This window comes from Thalassospira sp. MIT1004 (assembly GCF_001858545.1).
GTDB classification, from domain to species: domain Bacteria; phylum Pseudomonadota; class Alphaproteobacteria; order Rhodospirillales; family Thalassospiraceae; genus Thalassospira; species Thalassospira xiamenensis.
The window spans coordinates 132,590-148,843 of sequence record NZ_MCAO01000047.1; the positions used below are offsets into that span (position 1 = coordinate 132,590).

The 16,254-nt window shown below is 54.8% G+C and carries 14 protein-coding genes and 3 tRNA genes; 5 read left to right on the forward strand and 12 right to left on the reverse strand.

Going from position 1 to position 16,254, the window contains the following annotated elements; all coding sequences use genetic code 11:
• Positions 1–13: 13 nt before the first annotated feature.
• Complete coding sequence (locus tag BC440_RS21730) at positions 14–706, forward strand: flagellar motor protein MotB (protein WP_083379473.1); 693 nt, start codon at positions 14–16, stop codon at positions 704–706.
• A gap of 29 nt (positions 707–735) precedes the next feature.
• On the opposite strand, the gene BC440_RS21735 is transcribed toward BC440_RS21730, so the two are convergent.
• From BC440_RS21735 to BC440_RS21745, 3 genes are all read right to left on the reverse strand, one after another.
• Positions 736–1,560, reverse strand: a complete 825-nt coding sequence (locus BC440_RS21735; protein WP_071241372.1) for an MBL fold metallo-hydrolase — start codon at positions 1,558–1,560, stop codon at positions 736–738.
• Between the two features lie 103 nt (positions 1,561–1,663).
• On the reverse strand, positions 1,664–2,410 hold the full coding sequence (locus BC440_RS21740; RefSeq protein WP_037987774.1) for an SAM-dependent chlorinase/fluorinase: 747 nt from the start codon (positions 2,408–2,410) through the stop codon (positions 1,664–1,666).
• Between the two features lie 62 nt (positions 2,411–2,472).
• Positions 2,473–3,897, reverse strand: coding sequence for a tetratricopeptide repeat protein (locus tag BC440_RS21745; RefSeq protein ID WP_071241373.1), 1,425 nt, complete (start codon positions 3,895–3,897; stop codon positions 2,473–2,475).
• Positions 3,898–4,218: 321 nt separating this feature from the next.
• On the opposite strand from BC440_RS21745, the gene BC440_RS21750 reads away from it, so the two are divergent.
• On the forward strand, positions 4,219–5,469 hold the full coding sequence (locus BC440_RS21750) for an EAL domain-containing protein (protein WP_007091607.1): 1,251 nt from the start codon (positions 4,219–4,221) through the stop codon (positions 5,467–5,469).
• A gap of 105 nt (positions 5,470–5,574) precedes the next feature.
• Complete coding sequence (locus BC440_RS21755; RefSeq protein ID WP_071241374.1) at positions 5,575–6,945, forward strand: DNA polymerase IV; 1,371 nt, start codon at positions 5,575–5,577, stop codon at positions 6,943–6,945.
• Positions 6,946–7,035: 90 nt separating this feature from the next.
• Here BC440_RS21755 and BC440_RS21760 read toward each other — a convergent pair.
• The 5 genes from BC440_RS21760 to BC440_RS21780 form a co-directional block, all read right to left on the reverse strand.
• Positions 7,036–7,111: transfer RNA gene (locus BC440_RS21760), tRNA-Glu, on the reverse strand.
• 38 nt (positions 7,112–7,149) lie between these two features.
• Positions 7,150–7,225: transfer RNA gene (locus tag BC440_RS21765), tRNA-Glu, on the reverse strand.
• Positions 7,226–7,263: 38 nt separating this feature from the next.
• A tRNA-Glu gene (locus BC440_RS21770) sits at positions 7,264–7,339 on the reverse strand.
• A gap of 249 nt (positions 7,340–7,588) precedes the next feature.
• Entirely contained in the window at positions 7,589–8,842 is a 1,254-nt protein-coding gene (locus tag BC440_RS21775) for an MFS transporter (RefSeq protein ID WP_247643641.1), read from the reverse strand.
• A 123-nt stretch (positions 8,843–8,965) separates the two neighbouring features.
• The gene (locus BC440_RS21780) at positions 8,966–9,790 is read right to left on the reverse strand and encodes a transporter substrate-binding domain-containing protein (protein WP_071241376.1); all 825 of its coding nucleotides are present in this window, start codon (positions 9,788–9,790) and stop codon (positions 8,966–8,968) included.
• Positions 9,791–10,344: 554 nt separating this feature from the next.
• Here BC440_RS21780 and BC440_RS21785 point away from each other — a divergent pair.
• Positions 10,345–10,854 (forward strand): hypothetical protein, encoded by a 510-nt coding sequence (locus tag BC440_RS21785; RefSeq protein ID WP_071241377.1) that lies wholly within the window; start codon positions 10,345–10,347, stop codon positions 10,852–10,854.
• Positions 10,855–10,942: 88 nt separating this feature from the next.
• Here the strand turns inward: BC440_RS21785 and recJ are convergent, their stop codons facing one another.
• Positions 10,943–12,745, reverse strand: coding sequence for a single-stranded-DNA-specific exonuclease RecJ (gene recJ, locus BC440_RS21790; RefSeq protein ID WP_083379475.1), 1,803 nt, complete (start codon positions 12,743–12,745; stop codon positions 10,943–10,945).
• A 47-nt stretch (positions 12,746–12,792) separates the two neighbouring features.
• Positions 12,793–13,329, reverse strand: a complete 537-nt coding sequence (locus tag BC440_RS21795; RefSeq protein ID WP_071241378.1) for a peroxiredoxin — start codon at positions 13,327–13,329, stop codon at positions 12,793–12,795.
• A 204-nt stretch (positions 13,330–13,533) separates the two neighbouring features.
• Here BC440_RS21795 and BC440_RS21800 point away from each other — a divergent pair, with 204 nt between their 5' ends.
• Positions 13,534–13,851 (forward strand): hypothetical protein, encoded by a 318-nt coding sequence (locus tag BC440_RS21800; RefSeq protein ID WP_007091614.1) that lies wholly within the window; start codon positions 13,534–13,536, stop codon positions 13,849–13,851.
• Here the strand turns inward: BC440_RS21800 and BC440_RS21805 are convergent.
• Positions 13,848–15,140: an Hsp70 family protein gene (locus BC440_RS21805; protein ID WP_071241379.1), complete on the reverse strand. Its 1,293-nt coding sequence runs from the start codon at positions 15,138–15,140 to the stop codon at positions 13,848–13,850. The genes BC440_RS21800 and BC440_RS21805 overlap by 4 nt on opposite strands.
• A gap of 134 nt (positions 15,141–15,274) precedes the next feature.
• On the reverse strand, positions 15,275–16,234 hold the full coding sequence (gene glpX, locus BC440_RS21810; protein WP_062951815.1) for a class II fructose-bisphosphatase: 960 nt from the start codon (positions 16,232–16,234) through the stop codon (positions 15,275–15,277).
• Between the last annotated feature and the right edge of the window lie 20 nt (positions 16,235–16,254).

A 16,254-nucleotide genomic window follows, 5' to 3' on the forward strand; every position in this document is an offset into this window, starting at 1 on the left:
ACAGGAGGCCATGATGGCCCGACGCAAATCACCGATGGGGCGACGCCAAGAAGAACTGGTCGAAGAAGACTGGATCGTAACCTATGCCGATGCGATCACGCTTCTGATGGCGTTCTTTGTGATGCTGGTCAGCTTTTCCAAGGTCGAAATCCCGCTTTTCGAAAAAGTACAATCAGGTATTGCCGAACAGATTGGCAAACGCGAGATCGTCCGCCCGACGCAGGTTCTCGAAACCGATCTGAAGGATGTTGTGTTCAACACATCAATGGATAATGCCGTCAATGTTTCGACCGACGACGAAGGTATTCTGATGGAACTTGGCAGCGGCGCATTTTTCCATCCCGGATCGGCCAATTTGACGCAGGATGCGGTCCTGTTCCTTAAAGATGTTGGGGACCTGTTAAAAGAACCCCGCTATCTTGGCTTTCAGGTCGAAGTGACCGGTCATACAGATGACAGCCCGATCAACACACCACGTTTCCCGTCGAACTGGGAACTGGCGGCCGGGCGATCCATTGCCGTTGTGCGCTTTTTAACCGCGGTCGGGGTTGATCCGGAAAGTGACCGCATGCGGGCAATTTCCTATGGCGATACCAAGCCGAAATTGCCAAACCGCGGCGATGATGGCAACCCGATCGAGGAAAACCGCGAAGCCAACCGCCGTATCGAAATTCGCATTTTCCCAAAATATTCGCGCGTATTCTGATGTTGGTGGTGTGCGTTCTGCCGGGTACCCTATTCGATAACGACGACCATTTCATCGCGCGCGGCAAAGACATTTGACCATTGGCTGCGTGCCTGCAGCTCGATCCCGGCCATTACCGCATCATTGTGATCGGGATCATGATGAAACAGGGCAAGCCGTTTGCCGTTTGCCGCCTGACACAGCCGAACTCCCTCCTGCCAGGTCGAATGCCCCCAACCAACTTTGGCCGGGAATTCATCGTCGGTGTAGGTGCTGTCATAAATCACGAGATCAGCATTCCGGATGAAATCAAGAACCACCTCGTCAGGTTGGCCCGGCATATGTTCGGTATCGGTGACATAACAGACAGACTTGCCGTCATGCTCCACGCGATACGCCGTCGCCCCGTTGGGATGACGCAACGGCGCGGTCCGAACGGCAATCCCATCGGCCGGATATAAAACCGTCCCGATTGTGAAATCTTCGAATGTCAGTTTTGACTTCATGGCCGAAAGCGGTACCGGAAAGGTTGGATCGGCCATCTGGGCCGAAAACACGCGCTCGACCCCGCCCTGCTCTTTCAAATGTCCGGCCAATACGTGAAAACGTGCAGCAGGATTATAGGCCGGTACAAAAAACGGGAACCCGTTGATATGGTCCCAGTGGGTATGCGTCAGATAAATACTGGCTTCGGTTACCTTGCGCCGGATCAGATCCTTGCCAAGATTGCGAATACCGGTTCCGGCGTCAAAGATCAGGGTATGATCACCGATCCGCATTTCGACACAACTGGTATTGCCGCCATAAACAACATGGTCGGGGGAAGGACAGGCAATGCTCCCACGAACTCCCCAGAACTTTACATCAATTGCCATTCGCTGCCCTTCACATATGTCTGTGGCTGTCGTCCGCGACAGACGAATGCATCAATCCCGTTGAAATATAACACTCATTTCGCAAAAGAAAATTACCCGCGTTCTAATTCTGCGGCTTGATAAACACCGCTGTACCGATCTCTGCCCCGAACGCCTGATCGGCACGTCCACAGTTTACGGCAACCTCACAAAGTCCGATTGAATTTCGGTAATGGAAGCCCTGCCCCAGCGCGACATCGGAGAATGTCCGGGCAGGCGAAAGAGACTGTCCGTTGATCAAAAGCTTCAGATTGCGGTTCTGCCACCCCGGTGCGGCAAGAAGACCGGTCATCAGATTGCCATAGCTGTCGATATAAATGATTTCTGAAAGCTCATCCGGCCAGCTCTGGGGCGGGACATAACGCAACCCGACATCGATATCGCCAAGTGCCACTGGTTCACCCTTGGCAATCATGCAGGCCACCGGGGCGAAAATATCGCGCCCGTGAAAGCTTGCCGACGCATTTTCGGGATGCCAGTTGATCACTCTCACCCGGCATGTTTTCGACCGCCGAATCAGTATTTCAAACAAGCCGTTGTCGGGACCGACGTAAAAAACGCCGTCGCATTCAACAACAATGCCGCGACGCTGGCTGCCAACACCCGGATCAACGACGCAAAGCACGACATCGCCCGGTTGAAATTCGCGCGACAGTGCGGCCAGAAGATAGGCTGATGCACGTGGATTGCGATCCGGCGCATCGACCATCAGATCGCAAACCGTAATGTCGGGGGCATTACGATGAACAACCGCACGCATCGCCCCACTATAAGGGCCGATTACGCCAAAATCGCTGAAAATCAGGATCATGTCGGATATCCGGATCGTCGGCAAACCTGCCTGATTTCAGTCAGGTTGCGCGCAAAGCGCCGTTACTTGACCTCGCAGAACTGACCACGACGTTTAAGCTCAGCACAGATTGAACTGGCAGAACTGTCACTAAGCCCGGTCGCCATCAAACGGAAATAGGTCCCCTTGCCAGGAATGTTTGCCTGCGTGACACCGTGCCGAAGTGGCGCAAGCTCGGCATAACGTTGCGTCAGGATTTGCCAACCGCGTTCGGCCTGTGCCTGATTGCGATAAGATGCCAGATGAAGGCTTTTGCCCCCGGCTGTTGCAGCAACCGGATTTGCCGTCCCCATGGTCGGGGCCGCTGCCATTTCGCCGCCCGACTGAACCGCACGGCTTTCGCCGGTGGCGACACGACGAACAGGCTCGCCCGCGCTTAAGGTCGTTACATTGGCCTTTGCCGGTTCGACAATGGCGGCTTCGATTGCATCACGCTCTCGTTTGAATTCGTCGGGCGTCACCAGTTTCATCTGCGAAAAATCTTCGATACGCGCGATCTGGCGTGCGGCATCCATCAAGCCTTGTGGTGCCGGCGGCGGGGTTGCGCGCTGGCGCGGTTGGGCCGGTAAAAGCGCATCCAGAATAGCGGTACGTTCATTGACATGTTCCTGCACCGTGATCGCCCCGATCTGAAGGGCACGGTTCAACTGGTTCAGGCGCTGCTCGATTTGCGTGCTGTCCGGTGGCGGATTATCCAGAAATGCCGCCGGTGCTGACTGGCTCATGGGCAGCAATGCCCCCAGATTGGCAGACCGGCGCGCTGAAAATTCCTCCGGCGTGACAAGGCCAGCGGCCTGTAAATCACGCAGAATGGCAAACCGCTTTGCGATGGCTTCGTCACCCGTGCTCAATGCAGCACCGGCAGGCATATCGGCACTTCTCGCACGCGGTTGACTGCTGGCGACCATCGGGGCTGCGACCATGGCATTCGACGGTGCCATGACGGATTGATTTGCCGTCCCCAACCCGGCCGGAGCCGTCGCAATCTGGTCATTGATGCTAAGCGATCCCGGAAGACCGCGCTGCAAACGCATCAGGTTGAATTCAGCCGCATCGCGCAACGGGCGCGGTTGCGTGCCGTTGGCCGTTGTCATCAAAACCGTTCCGGGCGGGTTCATGGCGATCAGGGTATCGTATCCATCCCGCGCACGATCGGCACGGTTGGTGTTTTGATACATCACCGAGCGCCACAAAAGCGCGTGCCCGTCCTGGGGATTTTTGCGTAATGCTTCGTCAAAGAATTTTTCCGCAGAGGCATAATCGCCGGTTGCAAGCTGCTGCAAACCATTGGCGGTATAATTTTCGTCGGTAAATGAAGTCGCCTCGTCCCAGAAATCCTGATCAAGCAGTGGCGCACAGCCAGACACCCATGAAACCATGCCGACAACGGCAAGGCTTCTGCCGCCGATCTTCAGCCAGTTCCCGGTCCGCATTGCGGATACCTTCATGGTGTCAACCCCCTATTATTAAAAGACAATTCAGGGAGCATGTTTCGCAGGCTGTCGTCAAGTCCAACGCGCACCGCCCCATCATTTCCCTGATGGTGATCCAGTTTGCCCGATGGCTGCGAACAATTCGTTAAAAGCATTTTCCAATGTCAGAAACTATGCAATAGGACATGTCCAAAATATAATTCGTAAAAATAAACTATATAACTGTCGCACCTGTTAACGCAGCATTCAGGGACAATATGGTTTGATAGATCGTCCCATACCATTGTATGAATTCAAAATATCAGGAATTAATCCTGTCTCTTTCGGGGAAGTAGATTGATTGAGCCCAAACAATATGGCCAACAGGCCCTTCAGGAATACCTGATGCTTGATTATGTCCAGCGCCTGGAAACCCGCAAATTCGGGCACCGCGCTGTTCATATCCATTTGTCCCGGCTCAAGCCATTTCACCGACGCGATTATCATATCCGGGTCGCGACCAATACCTTTGAAAGCTACGTAAAGCTTTATGTCGGCCGTATCTTTGTTCTTAGTAACGATGACCTTCTGTTCATCTGGAAAGACAAATCGATCGCCGACGTGGAACCGGCAGTTGACACGCTGCGCTACCTGTTCCGCGATGATCCGCTTTCGCAGGACGAAAGCGAGGAAACCGGATTCTGCACATGGTACAATCTGAATACGGAATTTCAGGAATTCCTGCTGCTGTGCCAGCATCTTGATGAACGCGCCAAAAAGCTGCAGCAAAGCAGCAATATGCGCCCGGCTCAGAAGCCAACCAATGTTCTGAGCCCGATCAATGCGGAAAATCTGGCCCAGTTGGAAGACACCATTCATTCGGCTGATCTTTCCGAACATATCCGTCAGCAACCTGTTTGCGTGTTTGCCCGCGCGGGGTCCAAGGAACTGCATCCGGTTTTTGACGAATTCTTTGTCTCGATCTCGGACTTGCGCAACGCGATCATGCCCAACATTGACCTTGCGTCAAACCGCTGGCTGTTTCAGCATATGACCGAAGTGCTTGATAAACGCATGCTGAATTATCTGTGCAAGCGGACGTTCAAGACACATGCCAGCTCATTCTCGATCAACCTCAATCTGGAAACGCTGACATCCAAGGATTTCGAGCGGTTCGATGAAGTTGTTCGTAAAAAATGGCCGGGCAATGTGATCATCGAGCTCAATCAGGTCGATCTGTTCTCAAACCTCGAAACCTATCTGCGGCTGCGTGACGAATTCCATGAACGCGGCTATCGCGTTTTGATCGACAATCTGACTGTCGAAGCCCTTTCGTTTGTGGATCGCAAAAGCCTTAAGGCTGATTTCATCAAGGTCGCCTGGCGCGAGGAAATGACAGACAACGTCATTCGCAAGAAATATTCCGAAATGGACAATCTTGTGAAAGACTCTGGCCGGGAACGTGTGATCCTGTGCCGTTGCGACAGCCCGACTGCGATCAAATTCGGTCAGTCGCTGGGCATTACCCTGTTCCAGGGGCGCTATATCGACAACATGATTGCCCGTCAGCGCCGTGCGAAACGTGCGGCAGCCGCACAGAAACGCTAATCCCGTCAGAATCTGATAATTGCACCTGACAAATCCTGTCACCTGACGGGGATTTGCCGCGTTTCTTTGCTTGGCAAAAAGGGAACAAAAGCGGTACAAATAAATATGCTTTACGCGCTTTGTCCCGATTGCCATCACAAATGGCGTTTCCATGCAGACCGGCCGCTTGCCAAAAGCGGCGAAGGGGCCTATGCCCCCTGCCCGGTCTGTGGCGGAAAACGCGGGATCGCGCATGCCGAACTGCCCGAACTTTTCATCGGGCACCTGGATTGCGATGCGTTTTATGCCTCGATTGAAAAGCGTGACCGACCGGAACTGATGGATCAGCCTGTCATCATTGGCGGCGGGCATCGCGGGGTGGTTTCCACCTGCTGTTATGTCGCGCGCAAATTCGGCGTGCGATCCGCCATGCCAGCCTTCAAGGCGCGCGAACTTTGCCCCGACGGCGTTTTCCTGAAACCCGACATGGCGAAATATCAGCGCGAAGGATACCGGGTACGTGACATGATGCGCGCCATAACCCCGGACATTGAACCGCTTTCAATTGACGAGGCGTTTCTTGACCTGACCAACGCGCAAGGAACGCATGGCAAAACAGCCGCCGAATGCCTGATTGATCTTCAGGCGGAAATCAGGCGCGAAGTCGGCATCACGGTTTCCATCGGGCTTTCCTACAACAAATTTCTGGCCAAGATCGCATCCGACCTCAATAAACCGTTCGGCTTTTCAATGATTGGCACGGCAGAAGCCGTATCGTTCCTTGCCGATAAGCCGGTACGCATGATGTGGGGCGTTGGACCGGCGATGGAGCGCAAGCTGCGCGACGATGGCATCACCACCATCGGACAGATGCAACAGCTTGATATACATGCCTTGCAGGGCCGTTACGGCAGCATTGGCAAACGGTTCTTCCATTTTTCGCGCGGGCAGGACAATCGCAGGGTCGAACAAAGCAGCGAGCGTAAAAGCCTGTCATCAGAAACTACGTTTAATGAAGACATTTCCGACCTTGATGAACTGGTCGATATCGCCAAACGCCTGACCGCGCGCGTTGCGAGTGATCTGGCACGCAAGGAAATCGCTGGCCATACCGTTGTCCTGAAACTGAAATCAGCGGATTTCAAAACGCGGACGCGCAATATGCGCCTGACCTACCCGACATTGCGCGAGGATCTGATCCTTGAAACAGCCCTGACACTTTTGAAAAAGGAAGTCGATGGCACGCGTTATCGCCTGCTGGGTGTTGGCGTTGCCGATCTTTTCCCGGCCGAAACAGCCGACCCTGCCGACCTGTTTGGCGAAACCGAGGAAACAGCACCCGTCGAATTGATCGAGGATAATGGCGAAAGCACCCTGCCCCCGGCCCGCCTGATCCCGCAAATCCCACGCCCGACGGCGGAGCAATTACGCGAAAGCCTGACGCGGCGGTATCGCCAGCACAAGAAAACATCGCGCCAGCACCGGTTTGGATTCTGAACTTTACCAAGTCCGGAAAGCAAAAAACAAAAAATGCCCGTCGCGAACCGAACGAGCATTACAAACAGGATAATCGTCTTTGGAAGAAGATGGCGTCCCCTAGGGGATTCGAACCCCTGTTGCCGCCGTGAAAGGGCAGTGTCCTAGGCCTCTAGACGAAGGGGACGCAAATCGCGGTGCGATCTTATGTATGGTCTGCTTTGGTGGCGTCCCCTAGGGGATTCGAACCCCTGTTGCCGCCGTGAAAGGGCAGTGTCCTAGGCCTCTAGACGAAGGGGACGCAAATCGCGGTGCGATCTTATGTATGGTCTGCTTTGGTGGCGTCCCCTAGGGGATTCGAACCCCTGTTGCCGCCGTGAAAGGGCAGTGTCCTAGGCCTCTAGACGAAGGGGACGCAGCGCGTTAACGAGGCCGGTTTTTAGCGATTGGGTCGGGCAAGGTCAAGCGCGTTTTTCGCCGCTGTGACGTTTTTTTTAATCCCCCACCGCAAATAGGGCGATAACACGCCAAAAGCCGGGAAATCCAAGCATCCTGTTTAACCGCAAGGATCATAGTCCGATCCTGCAATATCCTTGTCCAACACATATGCGAACGCATGTCCGCAACGACAACCGCAAAGGCACCCGTACAAAACCGCTTGAAATCAATTCGACCGTTTTCGGGTTCCCATCCAGAAGGCCGTTCCCGCAATCGCAAGGCAGACACCAAGGAAGGCAAACATCACGCGGTAGCCCTCCGTTGCGCCCGGCTCAAACCGACCAATGATCACACCTGCAATCCCCTGAAGGACAAACAGCCCGCCAAAGGTCGCCAGATTGACCGTGGTCAGGGCACGGCCAATCATATGTTCGGGCACCGCGGCCCGCGATGCGGCATAGTTAAGCGTTGCACAGCTACCCAGAAGCCCGTATGCGACCATCAGGACCGCGGCGAGCCAAAGAGCTGTCGTCCCCAGCAGCGCCTGCAACAGGCACAGCACAGCCGCAATCAGAACGGCAAAGACGATCAGGGGATGTGCCGCACCGCCCATCAGGCGCGAAAGTTGCCCATAGGCGGGCGGTCCGATGATCATGCCGATTGTCATCACCAAAAGAACGTTACCAACATCCACCGCCCCGAGAAGGAAGACGTCCTGTAGGTACGGCCCGCCCCAAAGCCCACGTACGGTCAGGATCGCCGGATAGCTGAAGAAGGCAACACCAACCAGAAACCAGACCTGCCGGTTTTTCCAGACAGAGATCATGCCGCACAATGCCTCACCCACGGTTTCGCCCTTTCGGGAATGGAAGCTGTGGTTTGGCGGTGCGTCGCGCACCATGGTGAATGTCAGAACAACCGAGAGCGCGCTGAGCACGGCAAGCCCGTAATAAACGTCGCGCCAGCCGCGCAGTTCGATCAGGGCGGCCAATGGCGTTGCCGATGCCAGAACGCCCAGCAAACTGAATGCCACAATCAGGCCAGAAGTCGCGGCAAACTTTTCCGGTGCCACCCAACGCGATGCCAGCACCAATGCCGCCATGAAGGCCGCTGAACAGCCAAGGCCGATCACCGCCTGCCCGATCATCAATCCCGCCACACTATGCGCATTGGCAAAGATCAGAACACCGGCCACCGTGATGATCATCATCACACCATTGGTCAAACGCGGCCCGTAACGGTCCAGCATCACACCGACGGGAATTTGCATCAAGGCAAAGGCAAAATGAAAACTGCCCGATATCAGGCCAAGTTCCTCGGGAGAGGTCGAAAGCTCCGCGCGAAGGGATTCGGCCAGCAAGGCTTGTGCTGAACGGAAAAACTGGCTGAGCGAAAAGGCCAGCACGACCGGTGCCAGGATCCATAAAAATGTCCCTACCCCGTGCACGGCCTGCTTTGGTGTTTTTGTATGATCATTCATGATGCCAAATGGCATAATCCGATCACGGGATACCCGCAAGCCCCCGTAAGATATATCCTGATGTATTGCCGTGATACGTTTGGCGCGATGACACCGGCGGGTTCAGATCACCCTCTGTCGCGATCAGCGCGTCATCAGATTGAATTCTTCACCTGACGGAACTTCGGCACCCTCATGCAGCATCGAAACACCGTATTTTCGGCCGATTTCGGCAAATGTCCCGTCACTGCGCAGATCGTTAAGAACCATCTGCCATTGATCCACGATGAAGTCCGGCGTTTGCAGTGAGAATGCCAGATAAAGCTCGTAAATTCCCAAGCCGATAACCGGTTCAACTTCGGACCGGTCAATTCCGAACTTGCGACGCTGATGCTCCAGAACCAGATCGGATGCTTCCCATAGGTCTATCCGGTCACTGGCCAGAAGCTGCAACGCATTCCCGGGTGTATAAAGTGCCGCAAGGTTTTTAAAGCCCTGTTCGCGCAACATTCGTTCCGCCGCACCGCCTGCCTGCACCCCGATGGCGGCAACTTTGCGTGCGTCACTCAAATCGCGGATTTCAAGGTTGCTGTCGGTCATTTTATAAAGCCAGCCACGCGTCACAATGATTGGCCCAACCCATTTATACTCATCTTCTCGCTCAGACGTTCGCACCATTGAAAAAACAGCCGTGCCGGGTTCATTGTCGACAATTTGCAGGGCCCGTTTCCACGGAAGCACCTCAAATTTTCCGTCATGCCCCAGACGCGCGGCCATTTCACGGACCACATCCGTCCCGGCACCGGTCAACCCCGTATCCGACATGTAATTAAAGGGTGCAAAATCCTCGGTATAAATCTTTATCGACCGGGCCGCGGCAAGCATATCCCCCGTCTGGGCAGCTGCGACCATACCGTGCGACCACAGGATGACGGCAGCAAAGGCAACAATTACGACAATGCGCCGCAAAATCGTAATGCCTCGCCGCTCCTTTGGATGAAAGAATATACCCGTCCGTCGCATATGTTTCCCTGTCAGCTATGAAATGCAAAAAGCCGCAAAAAAGAAACTTGCAGGACCGAAAGAACAAACTGTCACATAACCTGTTTATTCAACATGGTAGCCCGACATGTTGATTGCCAGTAACGTCGTACATATCTAGATTCAAAGGGAACCATCCATTTGAACAAGAATGCGCCTTCACGTGACGCTAACATGCCACGTGCAAGGTGGATTCCGCCCGAAAGGGTAGCAGTCTAATTTTAGAACATGTTGATGTAGTATGCTGTTTTCGATTCTTTCGGCGCCCACTCTTCGCCGATCCCCAAGCCCGAACAACAAAACCAAGCCCCTTGGTTAAAAAAGCCAGTTAAAGTTGAACATGAGCAAGATTTACAACGAAAAAATTCGACATTCAACTAAAAAATTTCGTTGCTCCGGCATTTTGCGGAAACCGGGGAACGACTTTTCACAGCCGGCAATATACTGCGTGCATCATGGATAGGCGGGATACAGACGCCCCTTTGCCCGTACTTGATAGCGCGCTTGGGGATCGCATTCGCCATGTCGTCGATATGTTTGATCGAAAAAAAGATGCGGCCCGGATCGCCGGCATCATCCCTGAACAATTGAACAGATGGTGTCAGGCACAATCGGAACCTCGCTTTGTAGGCGTTGCCCGCCTTGCCATTTCAAAAGGCATCTCTTTGCAGTGGATCGCAACCGGTGAGCCCCCAAGGGGAACCGCGAAGAAACCGAATACAGTGAACGAACCTGAAACAACCCGGGCACCAAATCCATATTGTACCGGGCCAGCAGAACGCGAGGTCCTTATCGCCATCATCAGCGGATTTCTCGCAGCCGAAGGCATCACGAACAGCCCTCAAATTGCCAATGACATTATTGGTGCCTATGACCAGATCGTCGAGAACCTCGAAAATAATCGAGATAGCAGCGAGATGGCCACCATATTGTCGCAGGCGATCACCATTATTCTTGATCGGCAGCAAGAACGCCGCGCGGACAAAAACTGAAAGAATGGCCAGGGCAAAGTTTCCGCATTTATTTCCACGCGTTACCGGGCCGTTTTAACGGCCCGGTACAAGGACCTGAAAATGTACCTTAGCCAAGAACCGGTAGGGCAATGTCGTCAATCATCAGTTGCACACCATCACGCCCCTGCCAGCTGTCGCGCCGCAAATGGCCAAGGATATGCAAGGGCCGCCCGCCATGCTTCAGCAGGGTCTGGCCCATATCATTGTCAAGGCAGCGAAATGCAATGGCCTTAAGGCGCCCCTTGCCATTGCTTCCCGATAATATGCAACGCACGTGATCAGCGCCCACTACGTCAGCCTTGACTACCCGGCATTCCGGGAAAACAAAGCGCGGCTCGGCATTGCCGGCACCAAACGGGCCAAGCTTTTCGAGGGCCTCGATCAGATCAAGCGTCGCCCCCATCGCATGCAGACCACCATCAACCGTCATAGTCGGGCGAATATCATTTTCAGCGATGATTTTGGCAAACCGGGTTTCAAGAAATTCTTCGAATGCCGGGCGTTTTTCCGGATCAAGGGTGAAACCAGCCGCCATCCCATGCCCGCCGCCATTGATCAAAAGCCCTGCCTGCCGTGCAGCAATGATCGCGGCCCCAAGGTCAATCCCGCGTACCGAACGCGCCGATCCCTTGAACAGGCCATCAACCATGCCCATCACAAGGGCGGGAACATGATAACGATCCTTCAAACGGCTGGCGACAATACCGATCACACCAGGGTGCCAGTCTTCGCCGCCGACCAGCACCATTGCACCGACCTTTGATTGACTTTCAACCGCGCTGATCGCCTGATCAAGCACGATATCCTCGATCGCCTTGCGTTCACGGTTATATTCATCAAGCTTGCGCGCGATATCCAGCGCCTGGGCGGGATCATCGCCCGAAAGCAACGTCGTCCCAAGGAACGATTCCCCGACACGCCCACCGGCATTAACCCGCGGCCCCAGCATGAATCCAAGATGATAGGCACTGGGCGTTTCATTTACCCCGGCAATATCGGCCAGCGCCGCCATGCCGACATTGTGGCGATGGCGCATGATCTTGATGCCTTGCGTCACGAATGCCCGATTAAGCCCGCGCAGCGGCACCACATCGCAAACCGTGCCAAGTGCCACAAGGTCAAGCCAGTTACGCAAATCGGGCGCACGAATGCCTGCCTGTTCCAGCCAGCCGCGCGAACGCAATTCGCGCAGGATCGCAACCGAAAGCAAAAAGGCGACACCCGCCGCACACAAATGCCCAAGGCCGCTTTCATCGTCAAGTCGGTTCGGGTTGACCACGGCAACGGCGGGCGGTAATTCCGGCTCGGCGGCATGGTGATCAACGACAATGATCTCGATCCCCGCTTCCCTGGCATCGGTCAGCGGCGCATAGGCCGTCACCCCGCAATCGACCGTCAGAATCAGACTGGCTCCCCGGCGCTGCAAATCGAGCAAGGCCGGACTATTGGGGCCATATCCTTCTTTCTGGCGGTCCGGGATATGCACGACCACATCGCGCCCAAGGGCCGCAAAAAGGCGCTTTAACAGCGCGGTACTGGTCGCGCCATCAACGTCATAATCGCCAAAAACCGCGATATTCTCGCCCTTGATCACCGCATCGGCAATACGGGCGGCTGCCTTGTCCATATCCTTCAAGGTCGATGGATCGGGCATCAGGTCGCGCAAGGTCGGGTTCAGGAAACTTTCGGCATCATCCAGCCCGATATCGCGGGCAGCCATTACCCGCCCGACAACTTCGGGAACGCCAAAACGCTGGGCAATGGTGGTTGCCAGCCGATCATCCAGATTGCGTTCCCGCCACCATTTACCGGTAACGGATCGCTCTATTCCCAAAAATGTCTTTTCTTGCGCATGGTCTGTCATGCCCATTGAAATAGCCTAATCCGGGGCGCGCTTAAACCGGATATTTTAATCCATCAGCCCTTCGGATTATCGCGGCACCAGCGCAAAACATTTTCGGCATCTTGCGCCGGGGCATCAACCGGATAGAAAACCTTGGCAATCCGCCCGTCATGAATGATCATGGTCAGGCGTTTGAACAGCCGCATGTCATCAGCAACGAAGTCGGGCATCGCCATCGATTCCTTGAACCTGTGATCCGCATCGGACAAAAGCGCAAATGGCAGATGCAGCCGTTCGACGGCTTCCTTCTGATATTCCGTGGTCTGGCTGGAAAGCCCGAATAGGTGATCCACACCCACAGCCGACAGCTCCTTGGCGTGATCGCGGAAGGAACAGGATTGCGGCGTGCAGCCCTTGGCACCGGGGATTTCATCCCACCCATCGGGGGATGCCTTGTCAGGTTCGGCTGTGCGCGGATACGCATAGACAACCGTGCGCCCGGTCAGGGTCGCAAGATCAACCGCTTGGCCATCGGTTGCCGCCAACGCAAGGGACGGCAGCATCTGGCCCGTCAACCGTGCAATAACATGTGCGTCACTTTCACTGCTCATCAATCATCCTCCCTGAAAAAGCTCATCGGGCCTTATACAGCAACGAATGCCCGCCCCTTGATAACCTGAAGATAAGTGTGATCGATATTTCACAAATAGAAGTGACGATTTCGCATCGTGAAAAACATCCGCCTGCCTGCAACCTCTTGCTCACACGTCAAAGCTGTGCAGACTGCCGGGATAAACAAAAAACGGATACGCGCAATGAACCATAGAAAAGGTCTTCGGATCGGTTTGACCGTCCTTTCCATTCTGGGCGCACTGATGGCCGCCCCGCTGGTGATGTTTTCACCGATGATATTCGATGCACCGGGCTCGGACGAAAACAACCTGACCTGGTTTCTGTTTTTTGCCGTTCTGGCGTTTCCGGTGCTGTGCCTGATGGGCGGAATCCTGCCGTGGATTCTAAAGAACCACCCGAAATCGCTTTGGCTTTACGGGCTTGGCGTGATCGGGTTTGTCCTGATAACGGTGGCCGTGATCCTGCTTGAAACCCAATGCCAGGGCAGTTTTAGTTGCTAAACAATCCCCTCATCCGCTGCAATTAGCGCAAGACCATGCGCAACCGACAGGAATGGTTGACCAATTTCGACCCGTTCCTGGCCAAAGCCGTCTTCAAAGATTTTGCGCACCGCCGGGACATAGGACGTCCCACCCGTCATGAAAACGCGCGATACTTCGTGGGCCTGAATACCCGCCTGCTCAAGACACAGCTTGGCGGCCTTTTCGATATCGGCAATATCGGGTGCAATCGCGGCTTCGAAATCGGCACGCGTCAGGCGCTCATCGATCTCGACCCCGGCATGATTGAATTGCAGGATCGTGCTTTGCTCGCTTGAAAGCTCCGCCTTGGCTTTTGACACCGCCTGATACAGATGGAAACCCAGTTCTTCTTCGATGATTGTTACCAGATCTTCGATATCGTCGGGTTGTTCCGCGGTACGGATCAGGCTTCTGATTTCGTTGATCACCTTGGGCTGGCGCATCATCGACAGATAATGCCAGCGCGAAAACGCGGTGTAATACTGGCGCGGCACCGGCAATGCTGCCCCCATCGTGCGATATTCGCTACCAAAACCAAGACGCGGCCAGATGGCTTTCTGGATGATGCGGTAATCAAAGCTGTCGCCCGCAATGCCAAGACCGGTATGCGAAAGCGCCTGAACCCCGCGAATCCCCATGCCCGGTGTAAAGCGGATCACCGAAAAGTCGCTGGTACCGCCGCCAAAGTCGGCGACCAGAACGGTTTCGGGTTTATCAAGCTGACGACCGTAATAATAGCTTGCCGCCAAGGGCTCGAACACCATGGCCTCGACCTCGAACCCGGCCTGCTCATAGGCCGCACGCAGGCGCATTTCGGCATAATCGTTATCGGGATTTGTTCCGGCAAACGCGACCGGACGCCCGGAAATCACGCGATAGCCAAGGCCACCAAGGCTGTATTGGGCGTGATGATGTATCTGGGTCAGGAACGTCGCGATCAGATCTTCGATCGTATAGACATTGCCAAAAATCTCTGTGCCCTCGAAATCCTTGGATGCCAGATAGGATTTGATCGACTGGATCAGTCGGCAATCCTGACTTTCCTTCAGATATTCGGCCATGGCAAACGGCCCGGAACAGCTTTGCAAACTGATCGGCGCACCGGGTGTCGTCAGTTTCTGTTCTTCCCAGAAATACAGGATGGTCCGATAAGTATCGAAACTGTTCTGCCCGACCTCGAACGTTGCCGATTGCACATTGCCGTTGCTGTCGGCTACGGCCAGCACCGAATTGGTCGTACCAAAATCAAGGGCGATAATCTCGGACATATGGTGGCTCCGGCAAAGGCGTTTCATTTTCAAGGGGGCGGAGGATGTAACCCGGACAGCCTATCCCCGCAAGCGATAAACGAAAAAAGGGAGCGCAAAGGCACTCCCTTGTTTTCGCGATCCGCTTTGGCGAATTACTTGTACCAGATTTTCCGGCTGAAATCGTGAACCGCGCGCACATAGCGCACCGTGCCCGACTGCGACCGCATCACGATGCTTTCGGTTTCCGCACCATTGGCGAAACGGCGCACACCGCGCAGCATTGCACCATCGGTCACACCGGTTGCGGCAAACATGACATTGCCCTTGGCAAGTTCGGTCAGTTTGTATTTACGGGTCAGGTCTTCGATGCCCCATTTTTTGGCGCGCGCGATTTCGTCATCATTGCGGAAGACCAAACGTCCCTGGAACTGCCCACCGATGCAACGAAGGGCGGCCGCCGCAAGAACACCTTCGGGCGCACCACCGGTTCCCATATACAGATCAATACCCGACGTTTTCTGCGAGGTCGCGATAACACCGGCAACGTCACCATCACCGATCAGCATGATACGCGCACCGGCTTCACGGGTTTTGGCGATGATTTCCTGATGGCGCGGACGATCCAGAATGCAAACCACCAGATCGGAAACATCGCAGCCCTTTGCCAAGGCAAGACTTTTCAGGTTTTCGGCCGGGCTCGCATCAAGGTCGACAACATCATCTGGCAGACCACCACCAACGGCGATTTTGTCCATATAGGTGTCCGGTGCGTTCAGGAACCCGCCCTTTTCCGCCATGGCAACAACGGCCAACGAGTTCGGGCCACCAGTCGCGCAGATGGTCGTGCCTTCAAGCGGATCAAGTGCGATATCGATTTCCGGGCCTTCGCCCGAACCGACTTCTTCGCCAATAAACAGCATTGGTGCTTCGTCGCGTTCACCTTCGCCGATCACGACAGTACCGCGAATATCCATGCTGTTAAGGGCATTGCGCATCGCGTCCACGGCGGCCTGATCGGCGGCCTTTTCATCACCGCGCCCCATAAGCCCGGAACAGGCAAGTGCTGCGGCTTCGGTAACACGAACGGTTTCAAGCGCGAGATTTCGATCCATAACTTCATCCTCGTCATTAA